Origin of the sequence: Streptomyces sp. NRRL F-525, from assembly GCF_000716605.1 — a bacterium.
Classification (GTDB): domain Bacteria; phylum Actinomycetota; class Actinomycetes; order Streptomycetales; family Streptomycetaceae; genus Streptomyces.
In genome coordinates, this window is the sequence record NZ_JNXE01000055.1 from 15,956 (window position 1) to 41,429 (window position 25,474).

The window sequence follows — 25,474 nt, forward strand, 5'->3', positions numbered from 1 at the left end:
TCTGCCGGGTCCCTCCGTCGCCGACGCCGGAGAGTCCCGGGGAAGCGCCGCCCGTCGGTCCCGGTGCAGGAGAACACCAGCGCGCATTCCGCCTTTCCTTCCGCGCCGGACGCGCTTGTGGATGCGGACCGGGGAGGTCCTTTCCAGCGATGCGAACCCGGCCCTGACACCGCGCGGCGAGACCGGCCGTACGGCCACGCCGCAGGTTGACGCCCACCTCGCCGACGCAGCGGACGACGACCGCCAGTCCGTCGACGGTGGAGCGCTCGCATGCGGCGGCCTGCTGTGCGCCGGGGTGTTCCGGGTCCGTGAGTGACAAGCGGAAGCCGGGGCACTGAGACCACTCACGCATATGCCGGGAGAACGTGTTCGTGTCCCACGTAGGCGTTCGGGCACGGACAGCGGGCCCGTCACCCGCACGTGCGAGGATTCCCGGAGCTCAGACGGCCACGGCATGGCCGGCCGCCGGACCGGGCAGCACTGCGGCACGCTACGCCTCCACCTCCACCCCACCGAGGGAGCCGTATGTGAGCGATGTCGTCTTCACAGCCGATTTCACCTCCACCAGCCAATGGGTGGCCAGCCGTTCCTGGGCCTATCCCGACGGCGGCCCCACCAACCCCGGCGACGACAAGCTGGACCACCTCACCCCCGACCCGGCGTACTCCCGCACCGGAGCCTTCCGCGCCACCCGCAGGACCGACGGCCGGTGGAACACCGGACTGCTGACCACCGAGGGAAGCGACGAGGCCTTCATGGTCCGCACCTGGGACCGGCTCCAGGCCCGCGTCCGACTGCCCAGCGGGCTCGGTGCCTGGCCGGCGATCTGGACCTGGCGCGACGGAGGCAACGAGGTCGACGTCTTCGAGTACCACCCCGACAACCCCGACCTGCTCGAACTCAGCAACCACGTACGTGAAGGACACGCCTACCTCCACCACCCGGCGGTGAGTCCGGGTGCCGTCATCGACCTCGGAGTGACCTTCGGCCGACGCAGTGTCGTCTGGACACTCAACGGCACCCAGGTCTTCGCCGACGGACGCGGCGTCGGATCCGGCTGGCACGCCCACCTCATCGTCAACCTCTCCGTCTGCGCCGGCCGCTACCACCCCTGCCCCGACGCCGAAACCACCGAACTGTCGTACCGCGTCGAGAACCTGACCGTGCACCGGCGTCTGATCCCGCCCGAGGCAGAACCCCACGATGACGACGCGACGACGGCCGGGACAGCGGCGGACGGCCCACCGTGAAAGGACCCGGGCTGCAGGGTGTCCGGGACGGGCCGCGCTGGTCGCCGGACGCGGACGCCTCCGGACGAGACCGTCAACACCACCGTCTGCCGGATCGTCCTCGTCCCCCACGGAGAGCCGGTGGCCCCACCGACGGCCTCAGCCTCCGCTGCGCTCCCCCACCACGATCCGTTGCCCGATCACCACATCCCGGCAGGGGACTCCCGAGTCGGCGGCGTCGATACGGTTCAGCAGCAGGGACACCGCCGTGCGGGCGATCTCCCGTTTGCCGGGCGAGGCCGAGGGGAGGCGGGGCACGCCAAAGCCAGCGGGCTCGATGCCGTCGAAGCCGACCAGGTCCATCACGCCGGGCACCCGCACCCCACTCTCGCGCAGGGCCCGTAGCGCGCCGAGCGCCATGGGCAGGCCAGCCGTCGCGAGAGCCTGGCGGTAGCCGACGGTGCGCAGGCGGTCGGTGCCCTGTTGGCCGCGGGAGCGGAGGTATTCGGTGGCCCCGCGGGCGGCGCGCACGTTGTCGACGCCGACGTTGCCGGTGTGACCCTCCGCGGAGCGTTCGCCAAGCAGCACCACGGGCATCCGGCGGTCGCGGGTGGCGAGGCCGCGGGGCAGCAGGGAGAGCAGGGAGAGGATGACGCCGTCGCGGAACCGGGTGTCGAAGCCGTGCAGCGCGGCCGGTTCGCGGTCGCCTCGATGACGTGTCTGGCCAGCTCGGAGAAGTAGGCGACGTCGAATTCCGGGACGGCGAGGGCGATCATGTCCGTGCGGCCCTCGCGCGGTTGACGGCCGGCGATGTTGACGCGGTGGCCGAGGGCGCCGATCGCCTCGCGGACAGTACGGCCTCCCGGCGGCGAGCACCCCCGTGTCGATTCGCCGTGAGCTCTCAGGCCCCTGCCGAACGGCGGCTCATGACGGGTTCGGCCAGCAGTCTCGCCGTTCCGCAGAGGCTCTGGCCGTGCTGGGCGAAGAGTGCGTCACGTGAGTCGAAATGGCCCAGGTCTGTCAGGACGTAGGCCGAGAGGTCGCACGCGGGACCGGTGGCCGGGCAGACCGTCGTGCCGTCCCAGTCGATCGCCGTCCGGGACAGTGCCTCGAAGAGTGTCTCCGGGCCGGTGTTGGTGAAGCCGCCGCCGCTGGATCCGTTCAACTCGTCGAGGTCTCCGAAGAGTTCCGAGACCGTTAGCCACGATGCGGTGGGACGGCCGTTCTGCGGCGGACCTTCCATGTGGAACTCCGGCCATGCGAGCACGACTTGGTGCGGGACCAGCCGATGGACCCGGGGGAAGCGCGGGTACCAGAAGCTGCCGTCGACCAACAGGCCGCGCACGCGCGTGGCCACTCCGGTCGCCCGCGCGACCGCCTCCAGCACCGCCAGCCGCTGACTGCACGAGCCCCGTCCGCGGCGCAGCACCGCCGAGACGGGTCGCTCGTCCTGCACCGAGTACACCGGCCGCACGGCCGTGGCGATCCATCGGTGGGCCTGCCGCAGGGCCGCCGTCCGGCGGGCTTCCGAGGCGTCTTCCGTGTCCGTCGGCAGGTCGAGACGGCGCAGCAGGGACGAGACGTCCGGATGCCGCCAGTCGAGAATCCGCGTCGGAGCCGTGCTGCCCGCCGCTTCTCCCATGTCTGAGCCACGTGTGCGGACACGACCTCGCGGCATGAGAAGTGAGCTCGTCATGACGGTGATCCTCTCCCCCGGCATCCTCCCCGGATGACGAGACCCATCATGGCAGCATTTTTGAACGCGTTCAACTACAGGGTGAGGTGATCCGCGTATCGGGAGATGCCTGCCGTCCGGACGCCCGTGCGCCCGGACGACGGGCGCTCACCGGGCAGAAGAGCCACAGGTCAGGCGCGCAGCCCTGCCGTCGGCCGAGCCGTCCCAGTGTGCGGCCGCCGCCAGGACGGCCGCGGCCGCGCCCGTTCCGAGGACGGCACCGGCGACCACGTCGCCCGGGTAGTGCACCCCGGTGTGAACACGCGAGTAGCCCACGGCGCAGGCCAGCAGTCCGAGAGGGATCGTGACGGCCGGGAACGCGGGCCCGACCGCCGCGGCGAAGGCGACGGCGGACGCCGTGTGACCGGAGGGGAACGACGCGGACGCCGGCATGGGGACGTGCCGACCCGGGAACGGCGAGTCCTCGGCACGGTGCGGGCGCGGCCGCCGTACAAGACGCTTGCCCAGGAGGTTGGCCGTGGTGGACGCGACGCCGATCGCTGCCACGCCGAGCACCGCGGCGCGGCGGGAGCGGCCGGGGCGCAGGGCCAGGCTGGCGGCGATCAGAAGGGAGATCTTGGAGTGGTCGGCCGCCGCGGACAGTCGGCGCAGCGCCGAGTCCAGGGCGGGTGTGCTGGTGACCGTCACGGCCTCGTAGAGGGCCTGGTCGAGGCTGGCGAGGTCGCGCAACAGGCCCTGCGGTACCTGCTGCTGCCGAGTCCGACGGTCAATCATCGCTCTGCTCCTGGTTCTTGTCGCGTGAGGGGGCTGATCGGTCGTGGCTCTCGCGTGCGCGGGGCGACAGGTCGAAGGCGAGGCGCATGACGCGGTACCAGTCGACGGTCGGTGCGACGTACGGTGCCCCGGGACGTTCCCGTGGCACGCGGACCCGCAGCACGCCGGGCCGTATGGAGCACACGACGGGCGCGGGCAGGACGAGCGCCTCACCGTCCACGGCCACCGGGATCGTCTCCTCGTCGGACTCCACGACGACCCTGCGGGACGTCAGGACCGTCATGCCGCTGGCCCGCTCCCCCAACAGCGCCAGTTCGGCGGCCTGTACGGCGCCCCCGACCCGGACCGCGATCACGCCGAGCTCGCCCGTGTCGAGCCGCTCCCTGCGGCCACCGGTCAGCGGGTCGGCCCGCGCGTAGGGGTTGTTGCTGACCAGCACCGCCTGTGGAGCCTCCAACCGCTCTTCGTCGACCCGGGCATTGAGTACGGCGCCCGCCTCGCCCGCCAGCAGGTCCGGCAACTGGTCGAGCGCGGTGACCGCTTTGGCGTCGCGGTAGTCGGGGCTCTGCACGATATGCGCGTACGTACCGAACGAGGCGGTGTTGACGAACGGCCGGCCGGCGATGTCCCCGAGGTCGACGCGGAGTTCCACTCCGTCCGAGAGCGCGTCCAGGCTGCTCACCGGATCGTCCCGGTCCAGGCCGAGGTCCATGGCGAAGTGGTTGCGGGTGCCGGCCGTCACGACCATGAACGGCAGTCCGTGTTCGGCGGCCACACCCGCCACCAGGGCCTGGGTGCCGTCGCCGCCGGCCACACCGAGCAGGTCGGCTCCTTCGGCCACGGCCTGCCGGGCCAGTGCCACCGGATCCGGATCCGTGTCGAGGTCGAGCAGGATCACTCGCGCGCCCAGTGCCTCGGCCCGCTCCACGAGCCCGTACTGCACGACCTTCCCGCCACCCGACTTCGGATTCATGATCAGCACGGCCCGGCGGGGCGGGCGCACCGTGCGGGTGTGCATGCCGTGCGGCTTGCGCAGCCGGCGCAGGGCACTGCGCGCGCAGCCGAGCGCGGCCGTCCACGCCGCGAGGGCGATCACCGCGACCAACCACAGGCCTGACACGGCGTACAGCACCAGGACGCCGACGGGTGCGGTGATCGCCAGAAGGGCACCGAGGAACCGGGCGAATCCGCGGTGCGCCAACGCCCACCACAGGCCCGCGCCGGCCAGTCCCAGACCCGCCAGGCCCAGCAGCAGGACGAACCAATGGTTGGTGCCGGCCACCACCGCGGCCACCGCTCCCGCGATGCACAGCAGAGCGAGACGGGCCAGGGCTCTCGCCGAGCCGAGACCCGTGTCGGGTCCGTGGCGTTTCGTCTCACGCGTCGTTCTGGTCTCGTTCAATGTCGATTCCCCGTCATGCATGAAGCGGACGTCCGCGATCGCGCGGCGGGTTCTCCGTCTGTCCGTGACACCGGTGATTCATGCCGGTGTCCGTGAAACCTACGCGGTGTGCCCCGCCTCGTCCTCGACCGGGCGCGGTCGGCGGCTCGTGTGCAGGCCACGAAGCGACATGCCAGGCAAAGTGGATCAAGCCTACAGGCCGGGTCGCACCGACCCTGCCCGACACCGGATCCGACGCTCCGCCCTGCCGGATCGGGCGGATACGAGGTCTCCGTGCCCGGCGACGCCATGCGGTTCGGGTTCATCAATTGCGCTCAAGGGCCCACTGGGGGGATCGCCGAGGTCAGCTCAAAAGCCGCCAGTCGCTGATCTTGCGGTTCAGTCCGCGGGCGGCGGGCCGTCGGCGACCATCCACACTCCCCGGACCGGAACCGGTGCGATGGTCGACGCCGGACCGCCGCTCGATCACAGCCCCTACGGCTGGGCGGGTCCGGCGGGCGGGACGCGTTGTCGGCGCAGGAGCAGGCTTGCGGGCCGCCACAGAGCGAAGGTCAGGCCGAGGCCGAGGGGGACCTGCAGCGACTGCTGGATCACCGGAGGCCCGGGCCTGTCCCCCCGCCTGAGCGGGGCAATGCCCTGCGGATCGACGGTCACCGTGTACGTGCCGCCCACCACCCACTTCCAGCCCAGGAGCCCGTTCTCCTCGATCGGAGCCAGCGGCGGACCGTCGATGACGGTGACCGTGTAGAGGTGGGCGCTGTCACCCATGCCGTCACCGGCGGTCCACTGGATCTGCCGGACTCTGACGTGTTCGGTACGCCCGTGCCGGTGCAGTGCCTGCTGATTCAGCTCCAGGTGCTGGAGGATCAGCACCCCGAAGAGGCACACCGCGCACAGCGGCCACCGGATGTTCAGGCGCCCTGTGCTCAGGAACACGCAGCCGAGGATCGCCAGCACGCCCAGCACCTCGATCCACTGGGTGTGCGCGACGTAGACCGTGTGCCCGATCAGACGCGTGATCGCCCACAGCGCCAACGCCGCGCCGGTGCTCGCGGCCCCCACCATTGCTCGCCGGCCCATGCCTGTCCGCCCGTTGCCTGCTTCCTCCACGCTCACGCGTTCCAAGGTATGGATTGTTCAACGATCCTTCAATAGGATGGTTCAACATTAAGTCGTCCACTTCGCGGACGCGGAACGGCAACCGACCGGAGGGCTGCAGAAGATGAGCTGGCATCAGTTCGAACAGGTCGACGACCTTGGGCGGACCCTGTTCTGCGACGACCCCGCGCTGCAGCTCGAGTGCGTGCTGGGGGGCCTGGAGACCGCGGAAGGCTCAATCACCATCCATCCCGCACAGACACCCCGCCTGCCCGTTGCCCTCTTCGAGTTCAGGAAGGCCCGGGGCGTGGGCTACTTCGGGTACATCGTGCCGAAGGGAACCCCGCCCGACGAGATACCCGAGGAACCGCAGCTCGAAGGCGCCATCCTGTTCGGCATGAGGCGCCTACCGCCCGAGGTCTTCTGCGACCTGCCCTCGCCCCCCGGATGGGAGCTGCACGAGATACCCGACGAACAGCCAAAGCTGACGAAGCACTACGGCGACACCTACTCCCGGCTGGAACTGCGGACACCCGACGGCGAGATCTACTCCCGGACCTGGGTTCCGTACGACCCCGAGTGGGAGGCCGCCGCCCTGCGTCACGGCTACGTCGTGTGCCTGTGCGGCGTGGAACTGGGGATCCGCGGGGTGTACGCGATGACCGACGCGCAGCACACCCCGGGCATGCGCCACGAAGCCTTCCGCCACGGATGCACACTGGGCCTGAACGCCGCCGGGCTCGTCACCTACGTCGACCACCGCTGACGCGCGACACCGAGCCGGGATGCACCGAGGGCCGCGGCGCGACTTCGAATGGGCCCCGTGGACGATCCAGTCCACCTGGCAACCATGCCTCGTGCGGACCGGCCAGGCGTTCGGCCAGGAACGCGCGCTCGGCGTCGCTCCCCATCAACTCCAACACCTGGCGGCGGGCGGCGGGCGGCGGGCGGCGGGCGGCCGCAGCCTCCCGCGAGCGACCCAGCCGATGCAGCAACCGGAACACCGTCGCGGGCACGGTCCGCTTCGCCAAGGCCTCCGCGGCCGCCGGCATCCGCCCGCTGCCCGGCGTCGCCGTCGCCGTTGCCCCGCTCACCCCGCCGGACCCGGCTGACCGCCGACCGAGAACGCCCGTGCGCGGCGGCGCCCACGCAGTGGAACCTCCTCTGCGGATCACCCCGCTCACGCAGAGCGCTCCACCCCGCCACATTGCGCGGGAGTGAGCACGACCACTCAAACAGAGCATTCATTCCGCAAGCAGAGAGGTGGATGCGTCGCGCGGTCCGAGGCGAATCAGGGACGGGGGAATACCGCGACCACACGGTCGGCGAGGATCTCGGGGTCGATGTCGCGATCGATCGTCAGCCGCACAAGGAATCCCTGCAGGGCGGTGAGAACCGCATCGGCGAGCGCATCGGGCTCCGCGGGAGCCGAGATCGACGCGTTCTCCCGACACCACGGCATGAGCAGGGCCGCCACCAGGGCACGCAACTCGAGCGTGCTCTGCTGTGCGACCTCCGCGAGCACCGGGTCCCGGGGAGCCTCGGCCCAGATCTGAAGCAGAGTCTGCGCATGTGTCCGATCGGCGCTCGCCCGCAGAAGGTTGAGGAGCACGCTCGACGGGGTGCGTTCCGACGGCAGCTCCGCGGTGACTCTCGCGATGAGGTCGCGGAGCGCGCTGGAGGCCGCGTACCGGACGAGTTCGGATTTGTTCTCGAAGTTGGAGTACACGGAACCGGCGGAGGAGCCCGCCTCGCGGATGATGTCCGCCATTGAAGTGCTCGAGAACCCATCGCGCGCGAAGCACCGCATAGCGGCCGCTGCGATGTCATCGCGTCGCCGCAGGCGCGACGCCTCACTCAGTCGGGGCATGGAAGCAGCCTAACCGCCGCCGAATCCCCCTAGCCAAACAGATTGATCATTCCGTATGGTGTCGAAGCGAGAGTTCGATCAGAGATCCCGACACCAGGAGGAGCGACACACCTCCGCTCCGGGACCGGAGGCCGCCGGCCGGGGTTCGTCGAGCGGCGGTCCTGGCATGTCGACCTGCCCGACGGTCACATCCCGACATCGTGAAGGCGGACCAATGACAGAAGCGCAGTCCACCCCTGAGAGCAGGGGCGTCGGCGTTCCCATGAGCAAGATTCCTGGCGTTCCCGTCAGTTACGACCTCACCCCGGCGCGCACCGCACTCGTCAGCGTCGATTTCCAGCTCGCCTTCGGCAACGGGAGCTGGGAGCACGTGCCGCACGCGGAGGCCGCCGTCGAGAGGTTCAGCGAACTCGCCACCCAGTGGCGCGCGGCGGGAGGCATCGTCATTCACGTCCACACCACTTTCTACAAGGGAGAGAGCGTTCCGGAGTCACGGTCGGCGCTCATGGAGGGAAGCGTCGGCGCGTCCTTCTATCCGGACCTCGTCGAGGACGGCGACATCCTGATCCGCAAGCTCGGTTTCAGCGCCGTCGCCGGCAGCAACCTGCTTGAGGTTCTCAGAAACCACGGTTTCGACACCGCCGTCGTCGGGGGCCTTACGACCCCGATCTGCGTCCAGACGACCGTCGACGGGCTGAGCATGGCCGGGATCCGTGTCGCGGTGCTGGCCGATGCCACGGCTTCGCAGCCGATCGGCACGTACTCAGCCGAACTCGCACATGATTTCTCGATCGCACGGATGGACTATCTCGTTGGGCAGGTGATCACGACCGAGGATTTGATCAGGAGCGTTTCGGAGACGTCTGCCAACTGACGTGTGGCGGGTGCCGCCCACGGCAGCACGTACGCCGCCCATTCGGGAATCGCGATCCTTCTCAACCCGCCACGAACGGGTGTCCTGCGCGTGCTGCAGAAGCCAGACGAACCCGGCCTGCGATGGTTTCGCGTCGAGCCACCGGGCTGCGTCCCGCACAGCCGGCTCGTCGGTCGCTCTCGGCATGGCCGGGAAAGCACTGCCGGCCGGGAAACGGGGAACCCACGCGATCCCCTCGGCCGCGCGCACTGATGAACACGCCACTCAGTGCTGCGGTTCACACCCCTACATCGTCGACGGGATCGCCCCCTTCCCCGTAGGCCACGCCTCCTCCCTCCAACTTCCCGTCCTGCACCCCTGAGGAAGAACCCATGACGCAGACAGGTTTCCTGGCCGGCCCGATCACCGGTCTCAAGTACGAAACCCCCACTCACCAGGGGCTCACGGGCGCCCAAGGTGAATTCCTGTACGAGGCGGGAAAGCGGGTCGCCTTCCTCGTCGGGGCGACACCCATCGGCAACGTCTCCGCCCGCTCCCGGGTGAACCTGGCGCAGATCGTCGCCCGTACAGACGGCGATGTCGCCAAGCTGCGCGACCCCGGGCTGACGAACATCGCCCGATTCGTGTTCACCCTCGGCCGGAAGAACGTCCGGGACCACGGGACACAGATCGCACCGGAGGTCCACGACATCATCGGCCGCCGGCACATCGACTTCCGGCACGACGCCGACTTCGCGGGCACCGCCGTCGCCGACAAGCTCCAGGCGTTCACCGACGACCCCGTCATCACTCAGCTCCTGCGGGATCTGAACGAAGCCGGAGTCTTCGAGGACACCGGCCCGCGAACTCTGTGCACGCCGGCGAACGCCCGCAATGAAGTGCGCCGCAACGCGATGGGCATCCTGCGGTTCCGCGACGTCAAGATCCCGCTGCGGAACGGCGAACACGTCCTCGCGGACGTTTTCCGGCCCGACCGGCCAGGCACCAGCCCGGTCGTCATCAGCTCGGGGCCCTACGGCAAAGCGTTCAACCACCACTCCATCGCGACCGTTGCCGACCTCGAAGAGCACGAGCTCATGGAGGACGACTACTTCTGCGGCAATCCCGGCGGGCAGCCGTTCGAGAACCACGAAACGGTCAACACCGCCTCCTGGGTCCCCGACGGATATGCGGTCGTACGAACGGACATGCCCGGCGCCGGCAACAACCCCGGACAGCTCGCCCCCTGGGGGATCGCCGGAGCCGAGGCTCTTCGCGACTGCATCGAGTGGGCCGGCGTTCAACCCTGGTCGAACGGCAACGTCGGAACCTGGGGAATGTCCTACCTCGCGATGAGCCAGCACCAGGCCGCCAGCCTCAAGCCCGGGCACCTCAAAGCGATGATCGCCATCGGCACCGACGTGGACCTCTACGAGGAGGTCGCCTACAACGGCGGAATCTTCAACGAGCAGTTCTGGCACGTCTGGAAGGCGTCCGGGATCGACCCCGCGGTCGTGGGAACGCCCGACATCGCGGACTTCATCCAAACGCTGCAGGACAGCCCCTTCCGCGACACCGACCCGGACGCCGTTTTCGGACCACGGGCCGCTGTCTTCATGAGCCCCGACCTGACGGACGTCACCGTCCCCCTCTGGGCAGTCGCCGCCACCACGCACTCCGCCCACTTCCACCAACTCGGCGGCAGCAACGTCTACTTGGCCACACCGACCGCCAGCAAGAAGCTCGACCTCTGGGACGACTGGTTCCAGAAGTCCTACGCCGAGGAGACCGTCGCCGCCCACAAAGCGTTCTTCGACCACTGGCTCAAGGGGATCGACAACGACATCATGGCGGCCCCGCCCGTGCGCCTGGAGATCCGGTCCGGCAACGGCGCCGCGCTCGTCGTTCACGAGAACGAGTGGCCCCTCGCCCGCACCGAGTACCGCCGCTGGTACCTCGACACCTCTTCCGCACAGACAGCCCATCCGGCCGGAGAACGACAGTTCCTCCGGCTGGAGACAAACGAGCCGACCGCCTCGGCGCAGCAGGCGTATCCCGCTGAGATCGCGCTGGTTCCCCCTGCCCGTGGAGCGGCCCTGCGCGTCGACGCCGCCTCGGCCCGGTCCGATCCGCGCGCGACCGGCATCTCGTTCCTCAGCGCGCCGCTGGCGGCCGACGCGATCCTCGCCGGATACGGCAGAGTCGGCTTGACGGTCTCGTCCACCAGCCACGACATGGACATCTACGTGTCGATACGGGTCATCGACGAGGTAGGCCGCGAAGTCGACTTCACCGGATTCGCCACGAGCGGCTTCGGCGATCGCCCCATTCCTCTCATGAAGGGCTGGCTGAAAGCCTCACATCGGAAGATCGACGAAGAACGCAGCACGAACTACACCGTCAAACACACCCACCGCAAAGCCGACTACACCGAGCTCGTCCCGGACGAGGAGGTCGAGGTCGAAATCGAGTTGATCCCCAGCACCGGACTGCTCAGGAAAGGCCAACGCATCCGCGTCGACGTGCAGCCCTACGACGGCGTCGCACACGGCACGCACCACGCCTACGACCCCACCTACCACGACGGAACCGTCAACAGAGTGCACACGGGACCATCCCGCCTGGGCTACGTGCAACTGCCGATCGTCAATTGACACCACCGTAGGTCGCTGCTGGAACTCGGGCTCGACCCCAGTGCTGGATTCCTCGTCAGGTGTACACATCTCGGCGCCGCAGCAGACCGGCCACGGGTTCGCCGGACCCGCCCCGGCCGTGGTCGACGAACCCCACCAGCCGGTGGTGTCCGAAGGTCTTCTTCCAGGTCGCGGCCGCATCCTGCTTCTCGGAGTGTGCGATGACGAGCACCCCGTCCAGGTCCGCGGTCACCTGACCGTCGGCATCCGGAGCTGCCTGACCGGCCAACGTCCGGACGTGTTCACGTACTTCGGCCCGGGCAGTACGGATCGCCGTCAGGGCTCGATCCCCGCCCGACGCGAGGGTGTCGATCGACCGGGACACCGTCGGATCGGCGGCCACCGGCCCCAACACCGCAGGCTCGGCCCGAAGCATGCCCACATCCGCCAGGCAGTCCCCGCCCAGCGCGAGGGCGAGCGCCACATCAAGCAGGACCTTGCCTGGATCATGCACCGCCCGCGCCTTGCGCCACGGCGCCGACGCCGCCGGTATCGCCCTGTCCGGGCCGCCCTTGCGGATCGTCTCCACAAGCAGCACACCGCCGGCCTGGGAGACCACCACGCGACGACCTGGACCCTAGACGAGTCCTATCGTTGCAGGTCAGGAGCACTCTCCGCGTTTCTGATCACCTACCTGACGCTCTGCCATGTGAAAGCGCGAGGTTAGGAAACACCCTTGCGCAACGACGCGAGGAGGCGGTCCAGGTCCCCGCGTGCCGTGTACGTACGGATCGGGTCGATGTAGTCGCGAGACTCGATGATCTGACCGTCCCGCACACGCATGACGAAGACGCAGGGCACCTTGGACCTGGAATCGTCCGGCAACGTGAACTCGTAGGCGAACTCGGCGACGATCACTTCAGGATCGACGGTCTCGTGAACGACGACATCGACGACACTCCTCTTCGGCAAGGACTCCCGAACTTCCGGCGGCACCGTGAAGTGCTCCCGAAGCGCACGCCGACTCGTCAACGGCTCGGACTCCGGCGTCGCCATCGGATGCCGGACATCGGTGACCTCGCCATACAGGTCCGGCAACTCGCTCGAGTTCCCGTCGGCGACCCCATGAACAAGCTGGAGAAACACCTCGCGCGGACTCAGACTCACAAGACCCCCCAAGTGATACGCACAGGCAGCTGACGATCATTATCGCCGGACGCGGGCCCGTACTGCGGACTGTCTCGACCAGCAGCACCCCACCCGTCCGATTCCCCCCGTGGCGCTGGACACGGACATGCGGTCTTCACCTGGGAAGTGCTCCTTCGACAGCAACGGCCAGGACCCTCCACAGGTCTCACCGTTGCAGGTCAGGAGCACTTCTCGCGTCTCTGAGCAAGCGGTAGACGGCACCGCTCGTGAAAACCCGAGGTTAGTGCCGCCGGAGTTCCAGTACACGGTGAGTCTGGCGATCGCGGCTTCCAGGTCGGTGGTGAGCCCGTGAGCGAATCCAGTGATTCCGGGAAGCCGTGAGGTGCGGGCGGCGCTGATCCAGACCGGTAGGTCAGCGCCGGTGCGTCGGGCGAGTATCTGGGCGAAGTCGCGTACGAGGTTGTGGGTTTGATGCAGCTAGAGGCAGGCGTCGAGAACGGCCTTGAGCCCGGTGGTTTCTTCTTCGGTGAGGGTGTCGGGGTGGCGGGTGATCCAGCCGACGACGGTCTGCACCGATGGCCCCGCAGCGGCCGGAACAGGTGCGTCGGGCCACTCCAGGCGCCTGCGGGCCCAGTCCCGCAGGCTGGTGTAGGGCACCTGGTCGCCGCAGCCGGCGAGTTCTTCGCGCAGTTCCTTGATGGTGATCGTGCCATTGGTTTCGTCGATGCGTCGTTGCAGGTGGGGCCGGTGCACGTCGAGGCGGCTGGGACGGGTTCGGCGTCCGGTGACCATGTCCTGCCAGCGGGCGGCCCGTGCGTACCGCTGGACGGTATGGCGTCCCCAACCCTGGTGGCGGGCGATGGCCCGCAAGCCCAACCTTCGCTCAACAGGCCATGGACCAGGGCGTGATGGACCCGCATCCGCTCCGCTCGACGGCCGGTCGGCACTACGGTGACGGGCCGCTCGGCCTTGCTGTCGAAAGTCCGTGTGCCGGTGGACTCGCGGTCCGGTGGAGGGACAGCGGTGCGCAGGCAGTCGCGATCCGCCGCGACGCACTTCTCGACGGCCTGGCCGAGGTTTTGAAGGATATGAAACCGGTCCGCGACTTGCAGCGCGTCCGGGGCGCCGAGCGCGGCGCCCTCGGCGTAAGCGCCCGCACGGTCCCTGCAGATCACTTCTACTCCTGGGTGTGCCTTGAGCCAGGCCGCCAGCGGTGCGGCTTCGCGTGTGGGCAGGACATCGACGGGCTTGTGCCGTTCGCCGTCCGTGATCACGGTGACGTACGAGTGGCCGCGGCGGGTGGCGAAGTCGTCGACCCCAAGGACCCGCGGCGTGTTGAACTGCGGGTCCGGCAAGGCCATTACCCGGCGCAGGAGCGTCATCCGCCCGGCACCGAGGCCCAGTTGGGCCGCCACCCTCGCGCCGGCCCGTCCTGCCAGTGCGAGCCCGATACGCTCCAGGACGCGGTCGAGCCGGGTGGTGAAACGCGCGTACGGACAGGTCAGCCGTGTGAAGGGCTCGACGAACGTGCGTCGAAGACAGGCACTCGTGTCACAGACGAAGCGCCGGACCTTCAGCCGGATCACGACACTCCGCTCGCCGAGCGGGAGATCCCGCAGTCTGCGCTGACAGGAGCCGTGCACTCGCTCCGAACAGTGGCCGCAGCCCGGGCAGGCCGCACCGGCCTTGCTGCCTCTGGCCACGATCTCGACCGTCCCGAAGGCGGTGGCTACCTCCTCGACGTCCACCTCGTCGATCCCGTCGAACACGAGCGCTTTCCAGAACGGTGCGTCGGCCTGCGTGAACGGAACCGTCACTGAAGACCGCTCCAAAGTACGGAGCTCCGCACCTACTTGATGGAGCGTCAGCAACCGCTCTTCGCCGGCACGGCGCACGCCGTCTCACGCACGAGCAGCCGTCCGCAATCGAGTTGCGGGGTGAGCGGATGGATCCAGCTGCCTCGGGCGCGATGGCGGATCAGCACGGGCCAGGTGAGGCCGTGGCCGTGGTCAAGGCGGGCGACGAGCCACTCCTGAGTCTCGGACACTCACGCCCGGCTGGAGAGAGGAGCTCGAAGCTCCACCCGCAGTCGGATCGAAGTGTCGATGGTCAGTCCCATGCTGGAATAGCGAAGATCTTTCGAGTAGCTCGCGATGAGGTCGAGGTCCCGCAGTTGCCGCTGCAACTCAGAGGTCAGCGCTTCGTCCGAATCAGGGACGAGGTCGTCTTCTTCCTGCTCGGCCAGGAACTCAAGGTGTTGGTCAACGGCCTCCACCGCCCGGCGACTGGTCCAGGTGGCGAAGTCGTGGCAGCCGAACAGATAGGCGTGCGCGGCATACAACGTCGCCGCTGCGGCAGACTCGTCTGCATCATCGGGCCCGTCCTGGCCGTCGTTGTGGCAGTACTCGCTGAGCATGTACTCGGCGACACCGCGCTTCACCGCCGAGAAGGCCGTCGAGTCACCGAGGACGCCCTCCCACACGGAGTTCAACAGGGGACGAAGGCTCACCGTGAACGGCGCCTGCTCGTCAGTGGGCAGTCCCTCGTGCCAGCTCATGAGCCGTTCCGCGACACCAGCAGCAAAAACGCCGCGTTCCCCAGGCGAGATGGCCTTCAGCCGCTCCTCCACCAGCACCGAAAGCTCCTGCCACGTGTCCATACGAGCCATCCCCGAGTCGTGAAACCAGCGCACTCACGCCAGCAACGGCGATCATTGCATCCACCACCGACAACACATCGGGCGAGGCTCCCTGGCTCTGAGCGCGGGGATACAGCCGGGCAGGCTTCCCCGCCCCACCCCGGGGACCAAATCGCTCGGGACGGGGACCTGGTGACGCTCCGCGACCGCTCCCCAAGATCTGTGCCAGAGCCCGAATCGCGCCGCCGTAGCCACGCCCGGTCGGCGGTGCCGCGCTGCTGGGGCAGGTCGAGGGCCGCATCGAGGCAAGTGTGTCGACGTGGATCGGCGCCCGGACTTGCCACTGGCGGGCCGGGGCCAGGTGGTCGCGATCGACATGTGCACCGTGTTCAAAGCTGCGGTGCGCGATTCGTCGCCGCACGCCAGATCGAGAGATACATAAAGGATTCATATAAAGCAGCTATGCTTCAGGCGTGAGTCGCCGAGACGCCGCGCACGGCGCTTCCGATGCCATCGGGTCAGCCCTCTACGGTCTGGCCACCAGGGCCGTGAGACGCCTTCCCCGCGACATGAGCCTGACGTCCGCCGCCACCTTGGCCACCCTGGACAAGACCGGCCCTCGACGGATCACCGATCTGGCGGTGGCCGAGGGCGTCACCCAGCCCGCGATGACCGTCCTGGTCCGGGTGATGGAGGAATCCGGGCTGGTCGAGCGGAAGGGCGATCCGTCCGACAAGCGGGTCACGCTGGTGTGCCTGACCGAGGCCGGCGCGTCGTACGTCCGGACGCGACGCCGGGCGGGCGTCGACGCGTACGCGCGGTTGATCGACGAACTCACCGGTGACGAGGTCGAGGCCTTGGCGGCAGCCCTTCCGGCGCTGCAGCATCTGGCGGAGCTCGAAAGCCACGCCCGGGAGGAGTCGGACCGGTGACCGCGGCCCAGGCCCATGACCAGCCCATGAGCACTGCCCTGATACGTTCCGAGGGACGTCTGCTGGTCCCCGCCCTGACGTTCATCGCCCTGGTCGTGGCCGCGGTCGCCAGCCTCGGGACACCGCTGATCACCAGCGTGGCGACCACGTTCCACGTCTCCCTCGACAGCGCGCAGTGGACGCTGACCATCGCCCTGCTCAGCGGCGCCGTCGCCACACCCGTCCTCGGCCGGCTCGGAGCCGGTCCGCACCGGCGGGCCACGATTCTCGCCACGCTGGCGATCGTCGTCGCCGACAGCGCCCTCACCGTGCTTCCGCTGCCGTTCGCCTGGCTGCTCGTGGGCAGAGCGGCCCAAGGTGTCGGGCTCGGTCTCACGGCGCTGATGATGGGCGTGGCCCGCGACCATCTGCCCGAGGAGCGCAGCGCGGCCACAATCGCCCTCATCTCCGTGGTCTCCATAATCGGAGCCGGCGTCGGCTACCCACTAGCCGCGCTGCTCGCCGAGTTCGGCGGACTGCGGGCCGCCTACGGCCTCGGCCTGCTCGTCACCGCCATCGCCTTCGTGACCGCGTGGCGCTCCATGCCCGCGGCTCCCGAAGGCCGCTCCGCTGACATGAACGTGGCCGGTGCGCTCGTCCTGGCGGGTGGATTGCTCCTCGTCCTGTTCCTGGCCGGCGAGAGGAGCCTGTGGAGCCGACACCTCGCCGTGGCGGTGACCCTTGCCGTCGCCGCCGTACTCCTGCTCTGCGTCCGGATCGTTTCCGAACTGCTGGCCAAGACGCCCCTGGTCGACGTCCGGGCGGTGCGGCACCCGGCGGTCGCCGGGGCGAACATCGCCATGTTCGTCGGCGGGAGCGGCATGTACCTCCTGCTCACGCTCATCACCCGCTACGCGCAGACGCCGTACAGCGCCGGCTACGGCTTCGGACTGACCACCTTCGTGGCGGGGCTGGTCCTCATCCCGTTCTCCGTGCTGGGGTTCGTCGCCGGCAAGCTCACTCCGTGGGTCCGTGAACGGATCGACGGCCCCCTGCTCCTGGCCGGCAGCGCCGTCATCGTAGGCGGCGAGTTCGTCCTGTTCGCCACCGCCCGGTCCAACCTGGCCGAACTGCTCGCGGCCATGGGCGTGCTGGGCTTCGGCGTCGGCAGCTTCTCGGCCGCCATGCCCGGCGTCATCCTGGCCGTCACCCCCAAGAGCGAGACGTCGAGCGCCATGAGCTTCAACTACGCCGTCCGCAGCGTCGGGTACTCCCTGGGCAGCGCGATCGGCGGCCTGATCCTCGCCGCGGGCACCGGCCCCGGCCACCTCTTCCCCGACGACAGCGCCTACACCACCGTGGCGTTGGTCGGCATCGGTGCCATGGCGATCACGACGCTGGCAAGCCTTGCTCTCGCCCGCCGACGCTCGTCCGCGACCAACTCGTAAGTTGGATGCACTCATCTCAACACTGGAGGTTCCATGCCCAAGGGCTACTGGGTCAGCGTCTACCGCGCCATTTCAGACCCTGAGAAGCTGGCCGCGTACAACAAGCTGGCCCCTGCGGCCGTCCAGGCAGGGGGCGGCCGGGTCATCTCCCGTGGCGGAGGGGTGGTGGCGTATGACGCCGGAATCGCCGAGCGCACCATCCTGATCGAGTTCGACAGCTTCGAACAGGCCGTCGCGGCGCGCGAGAGTCCGGCCTACCAGGAGGCGCTGGCCGCACTTGCTGACGGCGTCGAGCGCGACTTCCGCATCATCGAAGGCATCGACTGACCGAGGTCCAGTCGCATCTTCATCGCTGAAGATCCACCATCTTGATTTTCGCTGGTGCGGCTGATGGTGTGGCGGGATTCGTGGGTGCTCGTGCTGGTGGTGGGCGGCTGTCTTGGGTCCTGATCGTCTGTCAGCGGTCGAGTTCGAGGTTCGCCAGGATGAGCAGGAGGCGTCCCAGGCCTGACGCCGACCAAGCCTGATGCCAGCATGTCTGCCCGGGTCATGCCCCCAGGTCCTCCGTCATGGGCAGGCACTCGGCGAGCAGGTCGACGACGTCGCGCCAGGCTCGTTGCGCGTGCCGCGGGTGGTAGCCGACACCGGGGACCACGGGGTGGTCGACCGTCGGGTGGTGGAAGGCGTGCAAAGCGCCGCCGTAGACCGAGAGGCGCCAGTCGACGCCCGCGGCCTGCAGCTCAGCGGTGAACGCCTCGCGTTGCGCGGGCGGCATGATCGGGTCCTCCGACCCGACCCCGGCCCACACCGGGCAACGGATGCGCGCTGCCTCGCCCGGTCGGCCCGTGGTCGTTGCGTTGACTGTCCCGATCGCGCGGAGGTTGACGCCGTCGCGGCCGAGTTCCAGCGCGATGGCGCCCCCGGTGCCGTAGCCGATGGCGGCGATCCGGTCCGGATCGGTCCGCGGCTCGGTGCGCAACTCGTCGAGTGCCGTGTGGCCGATGCGCCGCATCCGGTCGGGATCAGCGAGCAGAGGCATGCAACGGGCCAGCATCTCCTCGGGATCGCTCACATAGCGCCCGCCGTGCAGGTCGAAGGCCAGCGCCACATATCCCAGCTCGGCGAGAGCATCGGCCCGGCGGCGCTCGACGTCGCTCAGCCCCATACCCTCCGGTCCGAGCAGCACCGCGGGCCGACGGCCGACACCGGCCGGGAGCGCGAGATGCCCGACCATCGTCAAACCGTCGGCCGGGTACGCGACCGTACGCGTCGTCATCGTCGTCACAAGACGGGACTGTAGTGATCGTCGAGCCCGTCCGGCCGCTGTTCTGCCGCTGGCAGAGCAGCCCGAATATCCCCCTCAAATACGACGACGGCTCACACGAACCGCCACACACCTCGACCCCACGACAGCTATCCAACCCGTTGCACCTGCGCCCCGTATCCCGGTGCTGGTTCTTCGAGCCGAGCGGCCCGCCGGGGCCAGGCCGGTTGGGTTCGGGTGCACGGGCCGGGCAAGGCAGGTTCAGACGGAGGTTTCTGAACCCCCGGCGGACTGGGGTGGGGGTGAGCCGGTCGGGTTCGGCCGGTAGTAAACAGCCACCAGCAGCACCCGGTCGGCGAGCCGCAGACACCACGGCTGACCGATACCCGGCCCATCGCCACCCCGCTCCCGCCCCACCTCCCGCAACCGCTCGCACTGCTTCATCCGCAGCCCCGTGAACGTCCCCACCCACAACGGATCAGCCCTCAACACCCCACGCATACAAGGAAAATGCGCTGACTGCGGCCTTCTGCAACGCCCTTGGGCGGCCTACGCGGTTGTGGCGATGCCGCCGTCGACAGGGATCACGGTGCCCGTCAGGTATGCGCCTGCCCGGCTCGCGAGGAACACGGCGACACCCGCCATGTCGTCGTCGCGGCCGATCCGGCCTAGGGGGGCCGACGCCGCGATCGCCTCGCCGAACTCATCGAGGGTCGCAGCCATCATTGCCGACGGGAACGGTCCCGGCGCCACCGCGTTCACGGTGACGTGCTGCGGTCCCAGTTCCTTGGCGAGCACTCTGGTGAGTTGATGCAGTGCGGCCTTGCTGCTGGAGTACGAGTAGTTGGGGCGCTGGGGGATGTGGATGGCGGCGATGCTGCCGATGTTGATGATCCGCGCGGGATCGTCGGCGGTGCCCGCCTTGCGAAGTGCGGGCAGCAGCTCCTGGACCAGCCAGAACGGCGACTTCAGGTTGAGGTCGACGACCGTGTCCCAGGCCGCGTCCGGGAACGTCGCCAGCGGCTCGTCCCATATGGCGCCCGCGTTGTTGACGAGGATGTCGAGACGCTCGGAGTCGGCGGTGACGAGGTCGGACAGTCGCCGACACTCGTCGTGGCGGGACAGGTCTGCGGGGATCGCCCGCACCTCACCGAATGTGGACAGCTCTTCCTGCGCCTTGGCGCACGCTTCTGCGTTGCGTGAACTGATGACCACGCGGACGCCCGCCTGGAGAAGGCCACGCGCGATCATCATCCCGATGCCTCTGGTGCCACCGGTGACGAGCGCGCGCTTTCCACGCAGATCGAAGAGTTCTGCATGCGTTGTGAATTGGTTGTCTACCACTTGCCGTCTTTCTCGTTGGTCGTGCCGGATGCCGCGTCGACGCGTCGGGCGTTCGGTTCGCTGTCTCGACGCTATGGCCGTGGAGTGCACTTCAAGCAAGCGGATCAGCGCCTGCCCTCGCCCGTACGACGCCCCCGCGGCGCCGGTCACCACACAGGGAGCGGACGGTCCGACTTGACGCCTCGCGGCAACAGCGGCTCAAGTCGGGCCCACTGGCCGTTCGTCACATCCCAACGTCCCTCAGGACATGACCATCAACGATCGAGATCAACTTTCGCAGCAGACCCCAGCCGTGCTCTGGCCGCGACCACACCCCAGCCCCTGGGAGCAGGTCATCTGCCGAGGGATCCGCGATCACGTCCGATGGCGGAAGCTGATGCGCATCAGTCGGCTGTCAGCCCAGTCTTCGTGCCGGGTCGGCCGGATAGTGCCGGGGTCGTGGGGCTGATTGAGATCCGCGACGATCTCCGCCAGCACGGCCCGCCGTTCGGCTGGGTCGGTCACAGGCGTGGCCCGTGCTGGCAGATCCGCACGGATCCCGTTCTTGAGGTGGAAGGTGAAGTCGGGATCGGCGAGAAGGTTCGCATGGCAGTCGGTCGCGGCACCGCCGGCGCCGCTGCAGAGGTAGGTGGTGGCCGCAGCTCGGTAGAAGAAGATCTCGATGCGGCGCGCTCGGCCGGTGCGGCGCCCCAGCGTCGTGATGTCGATGATCCGTTCCCCGGTGCCCGCGGCGGGGGTGATCTCGATGGCTCGTCGGATGTGATCGGGCAGGTGGGACGAAGACGCGTCCCGTGCGGAGTCGTTCGACCCGGTCGTGTCTGGAGTGCTCACGCGGTCTCGGTCTGAAGGGCGGGGCCGAGGAGGAGTCCACCGTCGATGACGTACTCCGACCCCGTGATGAACGACGCGTCCGATGACGTGAGGAACAAGAGGAGCCGGGTGACCTCGGTCGGCTCTCCGAGGCGGGGGACAGCGAACGGTTCGGGTGAGTAGAAGTCGGCGATCGCCGTGGTGGCGCCGACTGCTGGTTCCTGGATGAACGGGGTCGCTATCACGCCGGGGTGGATGGTGTTCACCCGGATGTGGTCGCGGCCGAGCTCGATCGCCGCCGTTTGCGTGAGACCTCGCACGGCCCACTTACTGGCGACGTACGGCGCGTAGTACGCAGTGCCGCCCAGGCCCATGGTCGAGGCGATGTTGACGATGGCGCCCCCTGCCGCGCGGCGCAGAGCGGGGGCTGCGGCCTTGATGCCGAGGAAGGTGCCGGTGAGGTTGACGTCGAGGATGCGCGACCACGTGGACTGCTCGGTGTACTCGATCGTCGCAGGCGGATTCTGCACGCCCGCGTTGTTGACGAGCACGTTCAGGGCACCGAAGGCGCTCTCGGCGGCCAGCACTGCGGCGGACCACGAGCTCTCGTCGGTGACGTCGAGGCGGACGAAGCGAGCGCGGGTCCCGAGCTCGTCGGCGAGAGCGGCGCCGCGTTCCGCGTCGACGCCGCCGATCACCACGTTCGCTCCCTCCGCGTGAAAGGCGCGCACGTGGCTCGAGCCCTGGCCGCCGGTCCCACCGGTCACGAGCACGGTCTGGTTGTCGAAGCGGGGCATCAGATGTTCCTTCGGTACGTGGCTGAATGACCGGGATCACCAGTGATGAACGGCGGCCAGTGGTGAGCCAGACCACTCACCATCGCCGTGACACTAGGTCGACGGCAGTGGCGAGTCAAGCCACTCACCTCGTATGCTCGGCCCATGAGCAAGGTCGTGACGACGTATCACCAGCGGGTCGCCCAGGAGAAGCGCGCGCTGATCGTGGCGGCCGCGACCGCGCTGTTTCTCGAGTTGGGCTACGACCGGACGTCGCTGGCGCGGATCGCGGAGTGCTCGGGCGTTTCGCGGGCCACCCTGTTCAAGCAGTTTCCGACCAAAGCCGCCCTGTTCGACGCCATCGTGACCGAGTCCTGGTCGACCTCCGACGAGGAGGATCCTCCGCCGACAGGCAACGTCGTCGACGGGCTCGGCATCATCGGTCGCCGTTACGCCGAGCTGCTGGGCCGTGCCCAGATGACCGACCTGTTCAGGATCGTCATCGCCGAGCTGCCGCGGTTCCCCGAGCTGGCCCAAGCGCAGTTCTCGCACGGGAAGATGCCCTACTTCGAGTCCGTACGCAGCTACCTCCTGGCTGAGCACGAGGCGGGAACGGTGCGGATCGAGGACGTGGACCTCGCAGCCACCCAGTTCCTGGGCATGATCTCCAACTACGTCTTCTGGCCGACCCTCCTGGTGCCCGGCTGGGAGGTGAGCGTCGAACGTGTCGCCCAGGTGGTCGACGAGGCCGTCCGCACCATCGCCGCCCGGTACGCCGCGACTGGACCAGGGGCGTCCACCGACGACTGAGTCCGGCCGACCGCGACAGAGTCCCACCGCCACCAAAGGACCTCATGCCTACGCAATCGATACCACGGCGCCAAGGGCGTTCGCGGGGCATCCCGGGGCGGACGCCGAAGGAGGGAGTCTCGATGTTGACCCACCTCGATCAGCCTGGCATCAGCACGGCCCGGTAAGAGGTCTCAGCAGCGGACCCAAACGTGCAAGTCTGCGCTCTCGGGGCGCAAACTCCCAACGACAGCAAAAAAAATCGGGTGGCCCAAGACCCGCAAGCCAGGCCCGCAGCTACCCCCTCATCTGTGAAGAGCCACGAACCGATTCGCCGCCTCTTCCAGACGACTGACCAAGTCTGTCTCCATGCGTGCCTCCGTCCAGAGCTGTTCGCAGCGCGGTGCCACGATCTTCCCGTCACAGGTGCGATCACGGCGTCGTAGCCGTACCGGACAGGCCCGTTCACTGGGCTGAGCCCGCGCCGCCTCGGCAAGCCGGTGACCGCCCTGCGCCACGAGGGGCGGACACGGTCCGCCGAAGCCGGCCGTCGAGCCGGCCTCTGAAGGACCGCGTCCTGCTGGTCGCGGCGTCCTGGTGCACGAACCTGACGCTGCACCGGCTCGCGCCGCGGATCCGAATCTCGAAGTCTGCGGCCGACCGCATCATCAACCGCCTCGCACCCTGCTCGCACTGCGGCCGCGCCAACGATTCCGTAAGGACACCGTGCTCATCGTGGACGGCACCCTGGTCCCCACACGCGACCACGCGGTGGCCGAGCAGTCGGAAAAATACGGGTACTCCACCAGTCACCAGGTCGTCATCCACGCCGATACCCGGATGGTCGTCGCGCTTGGGCGACCTCTGCCCGGCAACCGCAAACGACTGCAAGGCATGCGAGTTGTCCGGAGCGAAAGCCGTCGTCGACAACACCACGGTGATCGCTGACGGCGGCTACCGCGCCACCGGCCTGGTGATCCCGCACCGCCGTGAACCAGGCAAAGCCGAACTCTCAGCCTGGAAAAGGGCGCACAACCGCTCACACCGCAAGGTTCGTGTTCGAGGGTGTAGGGCACGTGGGGCCACCGAAGTAGCCGCGGACGATGTGTGGCTGACATTGACGCCGAGGGAAGAACCTGCTGGTTTCGGCGGCGAGTTGGGCCTGGTCACGGGCCCGGTGGTGCATAGGCAAGCTCCGCGGACGCGGTTGTCGATGAAGCCGTGCAGGCATCAGATCATGCGGTTGAAGAGATCGCGCAGTGCGGAAATACGCCGAGCGCAATGGGCGCGCCCGCGGTCGTAGTGGGTTCTGGCGCCGGAGACCCGGCTGCCCAGGAGCAAGGACAGGCAGCGCATCTGTACGGCGCAGGTGGGGCGGACAGTTTGTAGCGCTATCAGGAGTTCGCGCCGGCGGCGGCGCTGTTGCGGCGGCGCCGGAGGACGATCGCCAGGGTGACGATCACGGCGACCCCAGCGGCGGAGACGGCGGTCCACAACGCCGCGCTGTCGCGAGCCAGCAGCGCGGGGGACGCGGCCAACGCGATGACCGCCTTGTCGTTGCCGGGGGTCCGGTCGAACGGGTTGAACGTGCGTATGGTGCCCTTCGCGCCGGGGACCCGGCGGTCGATGCGGATCTTGAACCCGATGACGGTCGTCCCTCCTACGTACCGTACCTCGGAGAACCCGTCGTAACCGATCTCGCAGACGAACGCCCCGCCGTGCTTCTTCGGCCGTGTGCACGCCCAGTCGCCGCCATCGTCCTCGAAGGTGTACGGGATGGAGGTCACCGTGGTGCCTTCCGGCGGCACCACCTCGAAGCGGCCCAGTGCCTCCGCACCCCATGGCCGCCCGGGTCCGTTGTCGCGCACCCCCAGCCGGACCGTCACCGTGGTGCCGACCCGGCCCCGGACGGTCGCGGTCACCGGCTGGTAGTCGACCTGCACGGTGGTGGTGGCCCTGACGTACCCGGTGTCGCCGGTGAGGCCGCGGTCGGCCGTCCTGGTCAGGGTCAGCGGGGGTTCGGTGCCGCGCACCGTGAGTTCGGTGGGACGCTCGGGTTCGGACGACCAGGTGTAGGAGAGGGTGCCCAGCAGCTTTCCGGCGGCGGCCGTGTAGCGGACCGGGGCATTGGTGCGGTAGGCCGTGTGGGGTGCGGCCCTGGTGGGGAACTCGCACCAGGCCGAGGTGGAGGAGGTGTCGAAGTAGCAGTTGTCGGGGCGCGAGGTCAGCAGCAGCCCGTCGTCCGCGGTGATACGGAGCGCGACACCCTGTTCCGCCGTGAAACGGCTGTGGTTCGCGAACCGGGGCGTCGTTTTCCGGGACGTGCCCGGCGCCACCGCCTTCACCGACTCGCCGTCCGCCGGGGTGTGGAGCGAAGGTTCGCCCACGGTCATCCGGGTGGTCCCGGTCACCGGTGCCGCGTTGTCCGCGACGACGGTGTATGTCACGGTCCCGTTGTCGCCTGGCTCGACACCGTCCACGCCGTTGAGGGTGAAGGGGTTGTTGGACTCGCCGTCACCGTTCTGCACGTCGCCGTAGAGGCAGGTGAACACCGGGCCGTCCTGGGTGCAGTTCCCGCCGCCGCCCTTGCTCGCCCGGGCGACGCCGTCCAACCCCGAGGTGTCCACGGTGACCCTGACGTTGCGGGCCGGGCCCCCGTCACTGCGTTCCACGGCGACAGGGACGCCGAAGTCACTGAGCCGTTTCAGTGTGGCCACTGATCAGGTGACGACGTCGGCGTCCGCAACGGACAAGGCCCCTACGCCGTTGAGGGAGGTGTTCGACGTCTCA

At 68.7% G+C, this 25,474-nt stretch carries 26 protein-coding genes and 4 pseudogenes; 11 read left to right on the plus strand and 19 right to left on the minus strand.

The annotated features are described in order from the left end of the window. The first annotated feature begins 121 nt into the window (after nt 1-121). Both OO69_RS44635 and OO69_RS44640 read left to right on the plus strand, forming a co-directional pair. On the plus strand, nt 122-316 hold the full coding sequence (locus OO69_RS44635) for a hypothetical protein (protein ID WP_033286737.1): 195 nt from the start codon (nt 122-124) through the stop codon (nt 314-316). Between the two features lie 211 nt (nt 317-527). After that, nucleotides 528-1,250, plus strand: coding sequence for a beta-glucanase (locus tag OO69_RS44640; protein WP_051801727.1), 723 nt, complete (start codon nt 528-530; stop codon nt 1,248-1,250). Nucleotides 1,251-1,388: 138 nt separating this feature from the next. On the opposite strand, the gene OO69_RS53320 is transcribed toward OO69_RS44640, so the two are convergent. Then, complete coding sequence (locus OO69_RS53320) at nt 1,389-1,760, minus strand: substrate-binding domain-containing protein (RefSeq protein ID WP_234444691.1); 372 nt, start codon at nt 1,758-1,760, stop codon at nt 1,389-1,391. Nucleotides 1,761-1,784: 24 nt separating this feature from the next. On the opposite strand from OO69_RS53320, the gene OO69_RS53325 reads away from it, so the two are divergent. Continuing rightward, nucleotides 1,785-1,970, plus strand: coding sequence for a hypothetical protein (locus OO69_RS53325; RefSeq protein WP_234444692.1), 186 nt, complete (start codon nt 1,785-1,787; stop codon nt 1,968-1,970). A 160-nt stretch (nt 1,971-2,130) separates the two neighbouring features. Here OO69_RS53325 and OO69_RS44650 read toward each other — a convergent pair whose 3' ends face one another. The 4 genes from OO69_RS44650 to OO69_RS44665 form a co-directional block, all read right to left on the minus strand. Continuing rightward, nucleotides 2,131-2,925 (minus strand): transglutaminase domain-containing protein, encoded by a 795-nt coding sequence (locus OO69_RS44650; protein WP_033286738.1) that lies wholly within the window; start codon nt 2,923-2,925, stop codon nt 2,131-2,133. 147 nt (nt 2,926-3,072) lie between these two features. Continuing rightward, nucleotides 3,073-3,699 carry a phosphatase PAP2 family protein gene (locus OO69_RS44655; RefSeq protein ID WP_051801731.1) on the minus strand — a complete coding sequence of 209 codons (627 nt, stop codon included), beginning with the start codon at nt 3,697-3,699 and terminating at the stop codon, nt 3,073-3,075. Then, nucleotides 3,692-5,101, minus strand: coding sequence for a diacylglycerol/lipid kinase family protein (locus OO69_RS44660; RefSeq protein WP_033286739.1), 1,410 nt, complete (start codon nt 5,099-5,101; stop codon nt 3,692-3,694). Before OO69_RS44660 ends, OO69_RS44655 begins: the two co-directional genes overlap by 8 nt. Nucleotides 5,102-5,575: 474 nt before the next feature. Next, on the minus strand, nt 5,576-6,217 hold the full coding sequence (locus OO69_RS44665; RefSeq protein ID WP_158713494.1) for a hypothetical protein: 642 nt from the start codon (nt 6,215-6,217) through the stop codon (nt 5,576-5,578). 106 nt (nt 6,218-6,323) lie between these two features. Between OO69_RS44665 and OO69_RS44670 the strand changes: the two genes are divergently transcribed. Continuing rightward, nucleotides 6,324-6,965, plus strand: coding sequence for a hypothetical protein (locus tag OO69_RS44670; protein ID WP_033286741.1), 642 nt, complete (start codon nt 6,324-6,326; stop codon nt 6,963-6,965). 525 nt (nt 6,966-7,490) lie between these two features. Here OO69_RS44670 and OO69_RS44675 read toward each other — a convergent pair. Continuing rightward, a complete protein-coding gene (locus OO69_RS44675; RefSeq protein ID WP_078652866.1) occupies nt 7,491-8,069 on the minus strand; it encodes a TetR/AcrR family transcriptional regulator in 579 nt (192 codons plus the stop codon). A 214-nt stretch (nt 8,070-8,283) separates the two neighbouring features. Between OO69_RS44675 and OO69_RS49645 the strand changes: the two genes are divergently transcribed. Both OO69_RS49645 and OO69_RS44685 read left to right on the plus strand, forming a co-directional pair. Further along, nucleotides 8,284-8,943 carry a cysteine hydrolase family protein gene (locus OO69_RS49645; RefSeq protein ID WP_158713495.1) on the plus strand — a complete coding sequence of 220 codons (660 nt, stop codon included), beginning with the start codon at nt 8,284-8,286 and terminating at the stop codon, nt 8,941-8,943. 371 nt (nt 8,944-9,314) lie between these two features. Then, nucleotides 9,315-11,576 carry a CocE/NonD family hydrolase gene (locus OO69_RS44685; protein WP_033286743.1) on the plus strand — a complete coding sequence of 754 codons (2,262 nt, stop codon included), beginning with the start codon at nt 9,315-9,317 and terminating at the stop codon, nt 11,574-11,576. Between the two features lie 55 nt (nt 11,577-11,631). Here OO69_RS44685 and OO69_RS44690 read toward each other — a convergent pair whose 3' ends face one another. From OO69_RS44690 to OO69_RS44710, 6 genes and pseudogenes are all read right to left on the minus strand, one after another. Next, complete coding sequence (locus tag OO69_RS44690; RefSeq protein ID WP_267885244.1) at nt 11,632-12,177, minus strand: transposase; 546 nt, start codon at nt 12,175-12,177, stop codon at nt 11,632-11,634. A gap of 101 nt (nt 12,178-12,278) precedes the next feature. Continuing rightward, the gene (locus tag OO69_RS44695) at nt 12,279-12,722 is read right to left on the minus strand and encodes a nuclear transport factor 2 family protein (protein WP_324604587.1); all 444 of its coding nucleotides are present in this window, start codon (nt 12,720-12,722) and stop codon (nt 12,279-12,281) included. A gap of 459 nt (nt 12,723-13,181) precedes the next feature. Then, the gene (locus OO69_RS53335) at nt 13,182-13,574 is read right to left on the minus strand and encodes a hypothetical protein (RefSeq protein ID WP_234444696.1); all 393 of its coding nucleotides are present in this window, start codon (nt 13,572-13,574) and stop codon (nt 13,182-13,184) included. A 212-nt stretch (nt 13,575-13,786) separates the two neighbouring features. Beyond that, nucleotides 13,787-14,599, minus strand: a pseudogene (locus OO69_RS53340) (ISL3 family transposase); the annotation flags it as partial. Further along, the gene (locus tag OO69_RS44705; protein WP_033286744.1) at nt 14,569-14,751 is read right to left on the minus strand and encodes a hypothetical protein; all 183 of its coding nucleotides are present in this window, start codon (nt 14,749-14,751) and stop codon (nt 14,569-14,571) included. The pseudogene OO69_RS53340 and the gene OO69_RS44705, both read right to left, overlap by 31 nt. After that, nucleotides 14,752-15,363 (minus strand): hypothetical protein, encoded by a 612-nt coding sequence (locus OO69_RS44710; protein ID WP_158713496.1) that lies wholly within the window; start codon nt 15,361-15,363, stop codon nt 14,752-14,754. It lies immediately after the preceding gene. 452 nt (nt 15,364-15,815) lie between these two features. Here OO69_RS44710 and OO69_RS44715 point away from each other — a divergent pair, with 452 nt between their 5' ends. From OO69_RS44715 to OO69_RS44725, 3 genes are read left to right on the plus strand one after another with little or no spacing between them, the layout of a single operon-like run. Beyond that, nucleotides 15,816-16,274 carry a MarR family winged helix-turn-helix transcriptional regulator gene (locus OO69_RS44715; RefSeq protein WP_234444694.1) on the plus strand — a complete coding sequence of 153 codons (459 nt, stop codon included), beginning with the start codon at nt 15,816-15,818 and terminating at the stop codon, nt 16,272-16,274. 26 nt (nt 16,275-16,300) lie between these two features. After that, complete coding sequence (locus OO69_RS44720) at nt 16,301-17,701, plus strand: MFS transporter (RefSeq protein ID WP_033286762.1); 1,401 nt, start codon at nt 16,301-16,303, stop codon at nt 17,699-17,701. 33 nt (nt 17,702-17,734) lie between these two features. After that, nucleotides 17,735-18,028, plus strand: coding sequence for a DUF1330 domain-containing protein (locus OO69_RS44725; protein WP_033286747.1), 294 nt, complete (start codon nt 17,735-17,737; stop codon nt 18,026-18,028). A gap of 220 nt (nt 18,029-18,248) precedes the next feature. On the opposite strand, the gene OO69_RS44730 is transcribed toward OO69_RS44725, so the two are convergent. The 6 genes and pseudogenes from OO69_RS44730 to OO69_RS44745 all read right to left on the minus strand — a co-directional run bounded on the left by OO69_RS44730 (nt 18,249) and on the right by OO69_RS44745 (nt 21,916). Further along, nucleotides 18,249-18,986 carry a dienelactone hydrolase family protein gene (locus tag OO69_RS44730; protein WP_033286748.1) on the minus strand — a complete coding sequence of 246 codons (738 nt, stop codon included), beginning with the start codon at nt 18,984-18,986 and terminating at the stop codon, nt 18,249-18,251. 154 nt (nt 18,987-19,140) lie between these two features. Continuing rightward, a pseudogene (locus OO69_RS54020) lies at nt 19,141-19,290 on the minus strand (transposase); the annotation flags it as partial. Beyond that, nucleotides 19,275-19,466: pseudogene (locus OO69_RS50975) on the minus strand (IS5/IS1182 family transposase); the annotation flags it as partial. The pseudogenes OO69_RS54020 and OO69_RS50975, both read right to left, overlap by 16 nt. A 48-nt stretch (nt 19,467-19,514) precedes the next feature. After that, nucleotides 19,515-20,309, minus strand: coding sequence for an SDR family oxidoreductase (locus OO69_RS44735; protein ID WP_033286749.1), 795 nt, complete (start codon nt 20,307-20,309; stop codon nt 19,515-19,517). Between the two features lie 354 nt (nt 20,310-20,663). Further along, nucleotides 20,664-21,140, minus strand: coding sequence for a nitroreductase/quinone reductase family protein (locus OO69_RS44740; RefSeq protein WP_051801738.1), 477 nt, complete (start codon nt 21,138-21,140; stop codon nt 20,664-20,666). Then, nucleotides 21,137-21,916 carry an SDR family oxidoreductase gene (locus tag OO69_RS44745; protein WP_033286750.1) on the minus strand — a complete coding sequence of 260 codons (780 nt, stop codon included), beginning with the start codon at nt 21,914-21,916 and terminating at the stop codon, nt 21,137-21,139. Before OO69_RS44745 ends, OO69_RS44740 begins: the two co-directional genes overlap by 4 nt. A gap of 144 nt (nt 21,917-22,060) precedes the next feature. Between OO69_RS44745 and OO69_RS44750 the strand changes: the two genes are divergently transcribed. Next, entirely contained in the window at nt 22,061-22,705 is a 645-nt protein-coding gene (locus OO69_RS44750; protein ID WP_033286751.1) for a TetR/AcrR family transcriptional regulator, read from the plus strand. 452 nt (nt 22,706-23,157) lie between these two features. Then, a pseudogene (locus OO69_RS50980) lies at nt 23,158-23,747 on the plus strand (transposase); the annotation flags it as partial. Nucleotides 23,748-24,078: 331 nt separating this feature from the next. Here OO69_RS50980 and OO69_RS44760 read toward each other — a convergent pair. Beyond that, complete coding sequence (locus OO69_RS44760) at nt 24,079-25,356, minus strand: hypothetical protein (protein WP_158713497.1); 1,278 nt, start codon at nt 25,354-25,356, stop codon at nt 24,079-24,081. Between the last annotated feature and the right edge of the window lie 118 nt (nt 25,357-25,474).

Excerpts from the sequence above, each read along its gene's own strand:
- OO69_RS44725 (WP_033286747.1), top strand. The coding sequence starts at position 17,735 with ATGCCCAAGGGCTACTGGGTCAGCGTCTACCGCGCCATTTCAGACCCT.
- OO69_RS44670 (WP_033286741.1), top strand. The coding sequence starts at position 6,324 with ATGAGCTGGCATCAGTTCGAACAGGTCGACGACCTTGGGCGGACCCTG.
- OO69_RS44720 (WP_033286762.1), top strand. The coding sequence starts at position 16,301 with ATGAGCACTGCCCTGATACGTTCCGAGGGACGTCTGCTGGTCCCCGCC.
- OO69_RS49645 (WP_158713495.1), top strand. The coding sequence starts at position 8,284 with ATGACAGAAGCGCAGTCCACCCCTGAGAGCAGGGGCGTCGGCGTTCCC.
- OO69_RS44710 (WP_158713496.1), bottom strand. The coding sequence starts at position 15,363 with ATGGACACGTGGCAGGAGCTTTCGGTGCTGGTGGAGGAGCGGCTGAAG.
- OO69_RS44675 (WP_078652866.1), bottom strand. The coding sequence starts at position 8,069 with ATGCCCCGACTGAGTGAGGCGTCGCGCCTGCGGCGACGCGATGACATC.
- OO69_RS44655 (WP_051801731.1), bottom strand. The coding sequence starts at position 3,699 with ATGATTGACCGTCGGACTCGGCAGCAGCAGGTACCGCAGGGCCTGTTG.
- OO69_RS44635 (WP_033286737.1), top strand. The coding sequence starts at position 122 with ATGCGGACCGGGGAGGTCCTTTCCAGCGATGCGAACCCGGCCCTGACA.
- OO69_RS44685 (WP_033286743.1), top strand. The coding sequence starts at position 9,315 with ATGACGCAGACAGGTTTCCTGGCCGGCCCGATCACCGGTCTCAAGTAC.
- OO69_RS44750 (WP_033286751.1), top strand. The coding sequence starts at position 22,061 with ATGAGCAAGGTCGTGACGACGTATCACCAGCGGGTCGCCCAGGAGAAG.
- OO69_RS44745 (WP_033286750.1), bottom strand. The coding sequence starts at position 21,916 with ATGCCCCGCTTCGACAACCAGACCGTGCTCGTGACCGGTGGGACCGGC.
- OO69_RS44650 (WP_033286738.1), bottom strand. The coding sequence starts at position 2,925 with ATGACGAGCTCACTTCTCATGCCGCGAGGTCGTGTCCGCACACGTGGC.